The sequence below is a fragment of the Pseudoduganella lutea genome, assembly GCF_004209755.1.
GTDB classification, from domain to species: Bacteria; Pseudomonadota; Gammaproteobacteria; order Burkholderiales; family Burkholderiaceae_D; genus Rugamonas; species Rugamonas lutea.
This window is the reverse complement of the sequence record NZ_CP035913.1, coordinates 5,404,827-5,417,448: the sequence shown is the minus strand read 5'-3', so window position 1 is coordinate 5,417,448 and position 12,622 is coordinate 5,404,827. Positions and strand designations below refer to the sequence as shown.

The 12,622-nt window shown below is 65.2% G+C and carries 8 protein-coding genes; 5 read left to right on the top strand and 3 right to left on the bottom strand.

Going from position 1 to position 12,622, the window contains the following annotated elements; translation table 11 throughout:
- Window positions 1-713: 713 nt before the first annotated feature.
- Both EWM63_RS23070 and EWM63_RS23065 read right to left on the bottom strand, forming a co-directional pair.
- Entirely contained in the window at window positions 714-1,166 is a 453-nt protein-coding gene (locus EWM63_RS23070; protein ID WP_130188626.1) for a hypothetical protein, read from the bottom strand.
- A complete protein-coding gene (locus EWM63_RS23065) occupies window positions 1,163-2,602 on the bottom strand; it encodes a DUF6861 domain-containing protein (RefSeq protein ID WP_130188625.1) in 1,440 nt (479 codons plus the stop codon). The genes EWM63_RS23070 and EWM63_RS23065 overlap by 4 nt, the downstream gene beginning before the upstream one ends.
- 197 nt (window positions 2,603-2,799) lie before the next feature.
- Here EWM63_RS23065 and EWM63_RS23060 point away from each other — a divergent pair, with 197 nt between their 5' ends.
- Together EWM63_RS23060 and EWM63_RS23055 are read left to right on the top strand one after the other, a co-directional pair.
- Window positions 2,800-2,979, top strand: a complete 180-nt coding sequence (locus EWM63_RS23060) for a hypothetical protein (protein ID WP_130188624.1) — start codon at window positions 2,800-2,802, stop codon at window positions 2,977-2,979.
- Window positions 2,940-3,278, top strand: a complete 339-nt coding sequence (locus EWM63_RS23055; protein ID WP_130188623.1) for a hypothetical protein — start codon at window positions 2,940-2,942, stop codon at window positions 3,276-3,278. The genes EWM63_RS23060 and EWM63_RS23055 overlap by 40 nt, the downstream gene beginning before the upstream one ends.
- 36 nt (window positions 3,279-3,314) lie before the next feature.
- On the opposite strand, the gene EWM63_RS23050 is transcribed toward EWM63_RS23055, so the two are convergent.
- The gene (locus EWM63_RS23050) at window positions 3,315-5,558 is read right to left on the bottom strand and encodes a TonB-dependent receptor (protein ID WP_130188622.1); all 2,244 of its coding nucleotides are present in this window, start codon (window positions 5,556-5,558) and stop codon (window positions 3,315-3,317) included.
- A 279-nt stretch (window positions 5,559-5,837) separates the two neighbouring features.
- On the opposite strand from EWM63_RS23050, the gene EWM63_RS23045 reads away from it, so the two are divergent.
- The 3 genes from EWM63_RS23045 to EWM63_RS23035 are packed head-to-tail and all read left to right on the top strand — an operon-like array spanning window position 5,838 to window position 12,617.
- Window positions 5,838-8,075: a TonB-dependent receptor gene (locus EWM63_RS23045; protein WP_130188621.1), complete on the top strand. Its 2,238-nt coding sequence runs from the start codon at window positions 5,838-5,840 to the stop codon at window positions 8,073-8,075.
- A gap of 19 nt (window positions 8,076-8,094) precedes the next feature.
- Window positions 8,095-11,718 (top strand): hybrid sensor histidine kinase/response regulator family protein, encoded by a 3,624-nt coding sequence (locus tag EWM63_RS23040; protein ID WP_165390896.1) that lies wholly within the window; start codon window positions 8,095-8,097, stop codon window positions 11,716-11,718.
- Window positions 11,715-12,617 (top strand): diguanylate cyclase domain-containing protein, encoded by a 903-nt coding sequence (locus EWM63_RS23035; RefSeq protein ID WP_130188619.1) that lies wholly within the window; start codon window positions 11,715-11,717, stop codon window positions 12,615-12,617. The genes EWM63_RS23040 and EWM63_RS23035 overlap by 4 nt, the downstream gene beginning before the upstream one ends.
- Window positions 12,618-12,622 lie beyond the last annotated feature (5 nt).

Here is a 12,622-nt window from a genome sequence, read left to right as displayed (position 1 = left end):
CCGAAGGGCCTCAAACGATTGGTTCAGCGTGCGATTTTCCGAGGCCCCAAATTGCACCTCATTGAATTGCAGGGGAGCAGAAATCTTCACGTATTTACAATTACTCAATAACATTTCGCTTTCCGATGGGAACATTTTTTTCTATATTTGCTTTAGAAATACCGGAATCTCGTCATCGGACAGTCCAAGCATCGAGCATATTTGCGATACCGCACCGCCGGGCTCTACGTTCAAAAAATATCTCAACGATTCCTTTGTCCTAGCGCGTGAGTTCTCCGCCAATCGAAGATACTCGGGTTGAATCACTTCAGTTACCAGAAGGTCGACATGAACGATCGACGTTGCATCCAGCAATTCGAATATGTCCTTGTACTGATCCATATCGCTCGCCAGGACAATCGGTGAAATCAAACGCGCGACGTCATGAGGATAAACATTTACGACTCGAGATTTCATCATTCATCCGTTCGTGAAGCGTGCCAGGGCGAGGTTGATTCTTGCCTTACTGCTGCATTCGTGTACGTTTGGTACTACCGCCCAATTCGCACACTTCGCTCCAACTGCGGGCTCTGCCGGGCCATCTGCGCCAGCGACCGCAGTAGTCCCGCCGCGCGAGATAAGCCATCACCGCGTCAAGATTCCCGTAACAAGAATGACGTGACCCTGCCCCATGCGGCACGCACCGGCGGAAATGCTGCCAGACGGGAGAGCGGCTATGGAATTAGTGTTTCAAATCTCTCCCCGAGAATATTTTCCGCGCCTTTTTCTCGAATAATTTTCTGAAAATTCTTCCAACACTCCGCTACAGCACGAAATTCCGAAATTGAAAATTCTTGTGGCTGTCCGTCATCAATCGAATAGTCCGAAATATTTTCATTTGAGATGGAAAGGCCGCCGCCTTTCGCATGCGGAGCAACCAACCATGCATTGACGTCATTTACGCCAAAATCTGCCAATAATGGGTTAGCAGGAAAGTATTTGCCCGCACTCACTTGGGCAAGCAAATTCTCAAATTCCTTGTCCGCTGGAGGAAACAGATGACTCACGAATTCGCAAAGAGTATCGGTTGCCGCGCGATCAACTTGGCCATCTTCCATTACCGCGTAGAGTAATGGAATCATAGAGCCGCCAGGCATTTTAAAAACTTCAGTAATAATTCTCATCATGGTGTGTACTCTGGAAAGCCGCGCCATAACGGCACATTTTTGGTTGGCGGATAGAAACGGAAGTCTACCCCGCTGGAACTGCCCATCCAGTTCCCATTGGGGAGTTGTGTCCGTCCTAAGAATGCTTGACTCATTTCGCCTTTAGCTTGCGCGAGCGACCAAGTATCAGGGGTAAGGCTGGAGAAACCATTGTTATTAGTTTTTTGATACCAATTGCCATCTGGTCCCTTCAAGTTTATTTTGGCCCACATCGAACCATTCGCACCAACCGATTCGGTGCCGGGGATGATATCTACTAATGGTGATGTTGAGAAATGTCCGCCCTGTGCCTTTTGCAACACGCCAGCAGAATTCAGGCGAACATCGGCTTCAATATGAGCGAAATCCACTTGGCCTTTCGCTTGCTGGTACGCACTTCGTAGATCAGCCGCAGGCGAGCCTGCTCGATTGTTCGCCGCCATCCGTTGGAGCGCAGACACCTCAGAGTCTACTAGCGCCGTATTTGCCCCTACAGCATCGACCTTTGTGTTACCACTCGTACCAGACGCGCTACGGCTACCACTCGGGCCAGACGCACCACGACCACTCGTTGGCAGCGACTCCCCCATCGCCATGGCAACCGAATTATTCGGCCGGCTCTGCAATTGCGGATGAGCCAGCAGTTTTCTCTCATTCTTCACCGCCCAATTGGCAAACTTCGCCCCCAGCCTCCTGCTCTGCCTGGCCATCTGCGCCAGCGACGCGGTAGTTCCCCCGCCCCGCGTGAGATAAGCCACCACCGCAGTCAGGATTGCCGTGACAAGAATGAAGTGACCCTGTCCCATGTGCCACGCACCGGCGGAGATGCTGCCGGAAGACAGAGCGGCACTATTTCCGAAGTCACGTCGGTTGTCCGGCACGGCGCCCCACGCTTCGCGAAAGCCACGCACGTAATGCTCCATCGCGACTGGAAACATGGTACCGAGGCCTACGACCAATTCTTTCAGTCCCAGCAGTGTCAGCACCCAGATACCGACCTGCGAACCGGCTGCGCCACCAACCACGGCACCCGGTATGGCGCCGGCGCCAAAAGCCAGGCTACCGATCGCACCGCCGACAACCGCGCCGGTAACGACAGCGCCGCCATAATACAGCGCGATTTCCTTGCAAGCGGCAAGCAGGATGTCCCAGACATCGTCAAGACCGATACCGGACAACTGTTGCATCGCCAGCCGTTTCGCCATGGGTCCGGATTGGTCAAGGGCCTGCCGTACCCGCTCGACCCGGGCGACGCTGGCCACCAGTTCGTTGCCATAGTTGGCAAAGGTTTGTTCGCCGGGCCGGCCCATGGTGTCGTATATGCGGCCGGCAGCCGCGCCCGCGCCTGTACTCAGCCATTGTTCGACCCTTTCCAGTTCCCGCCAAAAATGTACTTCTTCTCTATTGTTCAGTGCCAAGCCCTGCTCCTCGATTATTCGCGTCAGCTGACCATGAGAGTGCGATAGTGGCCCATCAACGCTGAGCCAAGATACTTATCATAAAAATAATATCACCATCGTTGCAATAAAGGCAGAGCCTGGATGTGTTCGACCGGCCCGCAGGCGGCGGAACTTTTCTATGACCACGAACGATTCATGCGCAAGGGGCGGCTCCGATGCGGCTGCAAGCCACGCTGTTCGGTCGAGGCGGCATGCACGGGCTGGACGACAAGGCCCATGCCGTGCGTAAGGCCATGTTCATAGACCTGATGGCACCGGCGCGCATCGAGCGGCTGGGCGAGCTGTTCAAGGAAGCATGGCGGGCAGCAGCAAGCCGCTGGGGGACGACGAGGTGACGCTGAGGACGAAGCAACTGTCGGCGATGTTCGACCTGACCGGCCTGATCGAACGCATCCGCGCCGGCGCGACAACCCGTACACGCTGGTGCCGCAGGATGGTGGCCACGCGGTCACCGGGCACCGGGCACCGCTGCCCGGGCGAGTGGATCACGGTGGAACTGATGAAGCGCTCCGCCCGCTGGCTTGCGGGCGGGATGGATTACGAGGTGCCGCCGCAGGACCTGGCGCTGGACATGCGCCGGCTGCCGGCGATCCCGAAAAGCGGCTTCCTGATCCGGGTCGGCCGGCGCGGCTAAGGAGCCGGCCCGCAGGACCGGGTCCGCCTCCCCGGCTTACAGCTTGCCCGCCAGCGTGAAGAACACCTGGCGCGGCGCGCCCGACATCAGCGTCATCGACGTACCGCGCGGATCGGCCGCGGCAAAGCCGTTCGAGCCGATCGTGCCGAAATAGTTCCGGTCGAACAGGTTCGTCACGTTGACCTGCAAGGTCAGGTCCTTCACCATGCCGGCCGAACCCAGGCGGTAGCCGCCGGACAGGTTGGCTACCACGTACGACGGTACCGAATTGTCGTTCGTGTACGTGTAGTAGCGCTTGTCCGTGTACTTGGCGCCCAGGCGCGCGAAGAAGCCGTTCGCGTCGTAGGCCAGCTCCGTGTTGAACATTTTCCTCGGCGCGTCCACGACCTGCTTGCCCTTCACGGCCACCAGCTGGCCATTGTCCGTGTAGTTCGATTCGTAGGTGGAGTCGTTGTAGGTGAACGTGTTAAACCACGAGATGGCGGGAGCGATCTTCCACACGGCCAGTGCCTCCAGCCCGCGCGTTTCCACCTTGCCCACGTTGACGACGGTGCCCGCGCAGCCGACGATGCCGGCGCAGGTGGCGATGCCGAGCTGGCGGTCGTCGAACTTCGCGTAGTAGACGGCCACCGAGCCCTGCACGGCGTCACGTTTGAAGCGCATGCCCAGGTCGAACGTGGTCGACGTTTCCGGCTTCAGGCTGGCGATGGACAGCGCATAGCCGGCGCGCGTCTGCGAGAACGGGCCGTTCACGCCCGGCTGGTACGAGCGCATGTTCTTCGCGCCCGAGGCGAACAGCTCGTCGTTGCGCGACAGCTGGTACGTGATGCCGGCCTGCGGCAGGAATGTCTTCTTCGCCGTGATCGCGCCATCGGCGCGGTCGCCGACGAAGGTGTGCGCATCGATCTCCACTTTCGGGCTCTTGAAGCCCACGTTGACCTTCAGCCTGCCATCGAGCAGCGCGATCGTATCCTGCACGTAGAACTGGCGGGTGTCGGTGACGAACGACTGCAGGAAGCCCGTGCTCATCGGGCCGCGCAGGAAGTCGTCGATGTAGCGGCCATCGGTCACCGCGTAGAAATTACGTGTCAGCATGTGCTTGTTGCGCTCCGCCCAGAAACCCGCGTTCAGCGTGTGCATGCCCAGTTCCCACGTCACGTCGCCCAGCACGCCGTTGCGGCTGATCGTGTATTCGGTGGTGCGGATCGAGATCGGCACCTCGGCCGACGTGGGGGTGTACGGCGTATACCAGTGCCCCTGCCCTTCGTTGCCATGGTGGTAGGCCGTCAGCTTGGCGGCCAGCACGGGCGTCAGCTGCAGCTCGGCCGAGGCGCCGCCCAGCTTGTCCTTGCGCAGGCCCTGGCCCAGGTAGTAGGCGTCGTCCAGGCTGTTGACGGCGCCGCTGTAGACGCCCTTTGCCGCATCGACGGCGCGCTGCCAGTCCGGATAGTAGTTGTCCCAGTCCATGCCCAAGCGCCGCGCCATTTCATGCGACAGGTCCTGGTAATCGACTTCGCGGCGGTCCGAATAGTTGAAGAACGCCGACAGCGTGTGCTCGCCGATGCGGCGCTCGACGCGGCTGTTGAACTGGTCCTGGTCCTGCGGGCCGGCGCCTTTCCATTTTTCGCTGCGCATGCGCGTGCCGCTGATGTAGAACTTCGTGCCGCCGGCGAATTCGCCGCTGTCGAACCGCACGAAGGTGCGCGCGGTGTCGTCGCTGCCGAGCGTCTGCGCGGCGGTCACGCCCTGCTCGCTCGCCGGCCCCAGCGTGACGAACTGCACGGTGCCGCCCAAATTGGTGGTCGACGCGGTACCGATCGCGCCGGCCCCTTGCGACACGGCGACACGGCCGATGTTCTCCGACGAGATCGCGCGCGAGATGTGCAGGCCGTTGTTGTTCCCGTAGCTCATGTCGCCGAGCGGGATGTCGTCCAGCGTGAAGCCGAGCTGGTTCTGGTTGAAGCCGCGGATCGAGAAACGCGTCGACCATTCGTAGCTGCCGAACGGGTCGGCCGACTGGAAGCTCACGCCGGGCAGTTTTTCCAGCGTCTTCAGCGCGCTCGTGCCTGGAGTGGCCTGCTGCAGATCGGCGCGGGTGATGTTCTGCACCTGGCGTGACTGGCCCGTGCCCGTCACTTCCACGATCGCCATCGGCGGCGCGCCGGCCGGATCGGCAGCAACGGGATCGGCCGGCTCGGCGGCAAGGCCGAGCGCAGGCAGCGCGGCCAGCAGCGACAGGCAAAGTGGGGTCAGGCGGAGGCGGAACGAAGGCTGGCGCATCGGAGTCTTTCGGGACAAAGTTAGCGAAATACAAACTGTGCCGAATGGTAATGAGCCGATGTGACGCTGCCATGACAGCCTGCGCGTGGCCATGTCGACAGTGGCGGCACCGCGACAAAGGGGCCCGCAAAACGATTTGCCTCACAGTAATTTTCTGTCATTGAGCAAGCTGAACTGTTAGACTTGCGGGCTGAAATTCACGCATCGCGCCTCGACATCGCGCCTGCAGGACGCGGATCGATCGTTCCGCGCGGTGCCTCCTTACCTGAAAGAATAGCAATGCAAGATCGCCGGGGCCCCCTTGCCCTGCTGGCCGGCCTCGTGGCCGCCGCCTGCGCCACCCTCGTTGCCACCCACGCCCGCGCGCAAGCCCACGGGCAACTGCAGGAAGTCGTCGTCACCGCGCAGCGCACCGCGTCGCTGGAGTCGAAGACGCCCGTCGCCATGACCGTGCTGTCCGGCGACGACCTGCGGGCGGCCGGCTTCGGCACCCCGGCGGACCTGGCCAAGCGGCTGCCCGGCGTGCACCTGGACGGCGCGGCCGACGGCCTGAAGATCACGATCCGCGGCGTGTCGAACTCCGATGCCACCGACAAGGGCGACCCCTCCGCCGCCTTCATGCTGGACGGGATCTACATCGCCCGCCCGCATAACCAGAATGGACTGCTGCTGGACGTGGACCGCATCGAAGTGCTGCGCGGGCCGCAGGGCACCCTGTATGGCCGCAACACCACCGCCGGCGTCGTGAACGTGATTTCGAACGCCCCCACGCGTCAGCTGGAAGCGGCCATCGGCGTGGAAGCCGGCAATTACGGCAGCCGCAAGGCGAACGGCATGCTGAACGTGCCCGTGGCGCACTGGCTGGCGCTGCGCGCCGCCGTCGCCACCAGCCGCCACGATTCCTACCTTCGCAATGGCCAGGGCACGGGGCGCACGTTGGGCCAGGATGCCGACCTGCGCGCCGCCCGCCTGTCTGCCAGCGTGGCACTTGGCCCCACGGCTTCGCTGCTGCTGCGCGCCGACCATGCCACGAACCACTACAACCCGGACGGCTTCGTCTCGGACAACAACTTCTTCCGCAACGCCGACAGCGGCAATCCCGTGTGGTATGGCGCTTCCGCCGGCGACCGGCTGACGAACCGCTTCGTGCCGCGCAACGTGGTGCCGGAACAGGGCCATGGCCGCAACCGCACATCCGGCATCAGCGCCGAACTGACGTGGAACCTGGGCCCGGCCACGCTGTACTACCTGGGCGCGCACCGCAAGTTCGACCTCGATTACCTGACGAACTACATCTACCGCGTCGCGCCTCCTGTCACGCTGGGCGTGCGCCAGAATTTCAGTGGCGGGCAGCGCCAGGATTCGCACGAGCTGCGCGTGGCCACGAACGGCCAGGGCCCGCTGTCCGCGCAGGCGGGCCTGTACTGGTTCGACGAGCGCGCGCATTCGAACTACGTGTTCCGCGACCTGGCGCCGATCGGCCTGACACCCTATTACGCCTTCCCCACGGACCCCACGCTGGCGAAGAGCCGCGCCGCCTTCGGCCAGGTTACGTACCGCGTCACCGAGCGCCTTCGTGCCACCGCGGGCCTGCGCCATACGGAAGACGACAAGTCGCGCGTGGGCGCCACCAGCTTCCAGCAGGGCCCCGTGTTCAACCCGGCCACCGATTTCCAGCTGCCGAATATCGCGCGGATCGAAACGGACAAGCGCACGTGGCGCCTGGGCCTGGACTACGACCTGGCGCCCTCCACATTCGTCTACGGCACGCTGTCCACCGGCTACAAGGCGGGCGGCTTCAACGACGGCTGCGTGGCAGCCGCCACCCCGGGCGTCACCTGCCCCGCCGCGGCCGCCGTTGCCCCCGGCTACCTGTACTACCAGCCGGAAGCGGTGAAGTCGCTTGAACTGGGCGCGAAGACACGCTTCTGGAACAACCGGGCCAGCCTGGACGTGGCCGCGTTCCACTACGATTACACGAACCTGCAACTGTCCGGCAACGCGATCATCGCCGGCGCGCCCCGCTTCATCACCACCAATGCCGGCATCGCCAGCGTGCGCGGCCTGGAGCTGGACGGCAAGGTGCAGGCCAGCGCGGACGACCGCTTCACCTATGGCGTGGCGCTGCTCGACGCGCATTACGTGTCGTACACGCCGGATGGCATCCAGTCCTGGAATGGCCGCAAGCTCGACCGCGCGCCATCGCACGTGCTCTCGGCCGGCTACGAGCGCCGCGTGCGGCTCGCCGGCCACGAAGTGCGCGCAGGCGTCGATGCGCGCCGCAGCGCGGCTTACCTGATCGGTGTGCCGTCGAAGCTGGTGCAGTACCGGGTGCCGGCGATGACCACCGTGGATGCAACGCTGGCCTGGCACCCGGACGACGCGCCGTGGACGCTGTCCGCCCATGCCCGCAACCTCGGCAACCGGATCGCCCCCGCCACGATCGACAGCTTCGGCATGACGGTGCCTGGCGCGCCGCGCACCTATGGCGTGCGCTTCGACTACCGCTACCAGTAAGCACACGACAGGAATCCGCATGCAGCCCCATCGCCACCACAGCGGCGCGTTGCCGACCGGATTTCCTGGCACACGGCGCGCTGTGATTTCCATGCAGCGCCTCGTGCTCCCTGCACTGCGCCTCGTGCTCGCCGCCATTGCCTTCGGCTGGAGCGCCCTCGCCTGGGCCGCGCCGGTCGTGCTGGACGACGCGCTGCACGAAGCCGACGCCTGGTCGGCGATGACGATGCTGTCCGACCCCGACCGCCAGCTCGACATGCCCGCCGCGCTGGCGGCGCACGACCGTTTCAGGCCGCCCACGCTGGCGCGGGGCACCACCGGCAAGTACGAGCGCGTGCTGTGGCTGCGCATCCCGGTGCGCGTGCCCGAGGGCGCCAACGGGCAATGGGTGCTGGCGCTGGACTATGCGCTGCTGGGCCGCGTGGACAAGTGGCTCGTCACGAACGGCCGCATCGCCGGCCACCAGGTGGCCGGCAACCGGCTGCCGCCGCCCGAACCCCGCATGGGCGCCCGGGTGCCGGCGTTCGTGCTGACGCTGCCGCAGGGGGAACACACGCTGCTGCTGCGGGTCGAGGCGCGCGGCCCGATCATCCTGCCTGTGCGGCTGGAAAAGGCCGCGCACTTCCACCGCACCGAACTGCTCGAGCAGATGGTGCAGGGCCTGCTGGCCGGCCTGGCGTTCTGCCTGCTCGTGTACAGCGTGTCGCACTGGGTGTCGCTGCGCGACATCACGTTCGGCAAGTTCGCGCTGGCCACCTTCGGCCTCGCCGTGTACGGGATCGACTTCTTCGGCGTCGGCCAGCAATACCTGTGGCCGGGCAGTCCGTGGATGATCGAGCATGCCGGCGGCATCACGGCGATGCTGGCCTCGTGCGGTTCCTACCTGTTCGTCGAGCAGGTGCTGGCGCGGCGCGGCATGGACCGCCGTTTCAGCCTGCTGATGAAAGGCTGCGCGGCGCTGATGGCGCTCACCGCCCTCACCTATGCACTCGACATCCTGCCGATGAACGGCCTGCTGCTGGTCGTCTCCACGCTGGGCGCCACCGCCAAGCTGTTCGGTTTGCCGGGAGCATGGCGGCTGATGCGCCGCGGCGACCCGGTGGGCTGGTATTTCACGACCAGCTGGGTGATCTCGTTCGCCGGCGCCATGGTGTTCGCGCAAGTCTTCGCCGGCAAGCTGGAAGCCACGTTCTGGACGATGCATGCGCTGCAGCTGGCCAGCGCGATCGACATGCTGGTGTACATGCGCATTCTCGGCCTTCGCACGAAGGGCCTGCAGACGGCGATGGTGCGCGCCGAGGCCGCGGCGCGCATGAAGTCCGAGTTCATGGCCAACATGAGCCACGAGATCCGCACGCCGATGAATGCCATCCTCGGCATGAGCCGGCTGGCACTGATGGCCGGGCCGGACGCGCGGCTGCGCAACTACCTCACGAAGATCCTCGGCGCCGGCGAGCACCTGCTGGGCATCATCAACGACATCCTCGATTTTTCCAAGATCGAGGCGGGCAAGATGACGCTCGAGAAGGTGCCGTTCGACGTCAATGCGCTGCTCGATCACCTGTCCAGCCTGACGACGCTGAAGTCCGACGGGCGCAACGTGGAACTGGTGTTCCGTGTCGGCCGGGCCGTGCCGGCGGCACTCGTGGGCGATCCGCTGCGGCTTGGCCAGGTGCTGCTGAACCTTGCCGGCAACGCCGTCAAGTTCACCGAGCGGGGCGAAGTGGTGGTGGCGGTCGACGTCGACGAAGCCGCCGGGCGCAACCAGGACAGTACCAGGCTGCGCTTCTCCGTCAGCGATACCGGCATCGGCATGAGCGAGGAAGAGCAGGCCAGGCTGTTCCGGGCCTTCAGCCAGGGCGACGCATCGGTCACGCGCCGCTACGGCGGCACGGGACTGGGCCTGACGATCTCGCAGCAGCTGGTGCAGCTGATGGGCGGGAACATCACCGTGCAAAGCCGCCCCGGCGCGGGCAGCACGTTCTCGTTCACCGTCGAGGTGGGCGTTGGCGACGGCGTTGGCGACGGCGTTGGCGACAGCGCCGTGCCTGGTGCAGCTGCCTTGCCCGTGTCGGCCACGCAGCTGCAGCAGGCGCGCGTGCTGGTCGTCGATGACAGCGCTACCTCGCGCGAAGCCATCGTGGAAATGCTGGGCGGCTTCGGCATCGTCGCTGACACCGCCGACTCGGGCGAGCAGTGTCTGCTGAAGCTGCACGCGGCCCAGCGCGACGGCCTGCCCTACCAGGTGGTGCTGCTGGACTACCTGATGCCGGACCTGGACGGCGTGCAGACGATCCACCGCATCCGCGACGACGACCGCCTCACGGTGCCGCCGGCGATCCTGATGCTGACCGTGTGCACGCGCGATGCGGTGCTGCAGCAGGCCGGCCAGTTGCCGCTGTCGGGCTTCCTGACCAAGCCGATCGGCCCCGCGCTGCTGTATCACAGCCTGCTGCAGGTGCTGCAGCCGATGATGGCGGATGCGCCGGAAGGGCAGGAAGCAGCGGCCGGCCGCCCGGTGCGCGACCACGAACCCGACCCCGACCTTTCCCGCCTGGACGGCGCCCGCGTGCTGCTCGTCGACGACAATGCCAACAACCGCGAGGTGGCGATCGACTTCATGGCGGCCGCGCGGATGCACGTGGACGTGGCCGTCAACGGCCTGGACGCAGTGCGCATGGTGACGGCGCATGACTACGACCTGGTGCTGATGGATATCCAGATGCACGGAATGGATGGCCTCACGGCGACCCGCCGCATCCGCGCCCTGCCCTACCGGGCCGGCTTGCCCATCGTGGCGATGACCGCGCACGCGCTGGCCGGCGATCGCGAGAAGAGCCTGGCGGCCGGCATGAACGGCCACCTCACCAAGCCGATCGACCCGGACCAGCTGTTTGCTGCGCTGCTGCGGTGGATCGACCCGAAGCGCCTGGCGGGCCGTGCGCCGCTGCCGCAGCGCGACGACCCGCCACCCCAGCCGGTCGGGCCCGCGCTGGAAGCACCGCTGCCACCGCTGCCGGGCGTTGACTGGCAGGCCGCGCTGGCCGGCGTGGAAGGCCGGCGCGCCAGGCTGCACAAGCGGGTGGAAGGCTTCGTGCGCGAATATACGCCTGCGCCGGGCGCATTGCGCGATGCGCTCGCGGCCGGCGACACGGGCACGATGGCGACCCTGGCGCACAACCTGAAGTCGAGCGCCGTGTACATTGGCGCCACGGCCCTGTCGCAGCTGGCCGGCAGGGTCGAACAGACACTGCGTGCCGGCCCGGATGCCGGTGCTGGCGGGCGTGGCGAAGTCGATGGGCATGGCGGGCATGGCGATCTCGCTGCCCTGGTGCCGGCACTGGTCGGCATGCTCGATACCTTGCTGGCGGGACTGGCGCCACTGGCGGCACCGCCGGCCATGGCGCCCGTGGTCACCAACGTGCGGGCGCTGCTGCGCGACCTGGCCGCCTGCCTGCGCGCCGACGATGCCCGTGCCGAAGACCTGCTGCGCGAACTGCGCACCCTGCCCGCCGTGGCGGCCCATCGCGAGCCGCTGGCCGCGATCGGACGGGCCGTGGCCGATATCGAGTATCATGCTGCACTGCAACCGCTGAGCCGCCTGGCGCTTGCGCTGGACCTGACTCTCGAAGACCCTGCATGAACGCCCTGCAAAAAGTCCTGGTGGCCGACGACGACGCGATCAATCGCGAAGTCCTCGCCGAGCTGCTGAAACCGGAATACACCGTACTGCTCGCCAAGGATGGCACGCAGGCGCTCGACCGCGCCACGCGCCACGTGCCCGACCTGGTACTGCTCGACGTGATGATGCCCGACATGGATGGCTTCGAGGTGCTGCGCCGGCTGCGCGCGGACCCGCGCACGGCCGATATCGCCGTGATCTTCGTTTCCGGCCTCGGCCGCCCCGAGGACGAGGCGCAGGGCCTGAAGCTGGGCGCTTCCGACTACATCGCCAAGCCGTTCAACGCCACCGTGGTGATGGCGCGCGTGGCGCTGCACCTGCAGATGGTGCGCCAGCGCCGCATGCTGGAGCACCTGGCGCACGTGGATGGCCTCACCGAACTGGCCAACCGCCGCCGTTTCGACGAGGTGTTCGAGGCCGAATACCAGCGCGCACGGCGGCGCGACACGCCGCTGTCGCTGGCGCTGCTCGACATCGATTCCTTCAAGCAGTACAACGACCACTATGGCCACCCGGCCGGCGACCGCGCGTTGCGCGCGGTGGCGCGCACGGCCGATGCCTTCGTGCGCCGCCCCGGCGACCTGGCGGCGCGCTACGGCGGCGAGGAGCTCGTGCTGCTGATGCCGGAAACGGATGCGGCCCATGCCCGCGGCCTGGCCGACCGGCTGCGCGATGCGCTGAACCGGCTGGCGATCGCCCATGTGGCCTCGCCGGTGGCGCCCGTGCTGACCGTCAGCGTCGGCGGCGCCACGCTGCTGCCGGGCGAGGATACGGCGGCGCTGTTCGCCGCCGCCGATGCGCACCTGTACCGCGCCAAGCAGGCCGGCCGCAACCGGGTGGTGTGGCGCGCCACGCCATAGTGTCC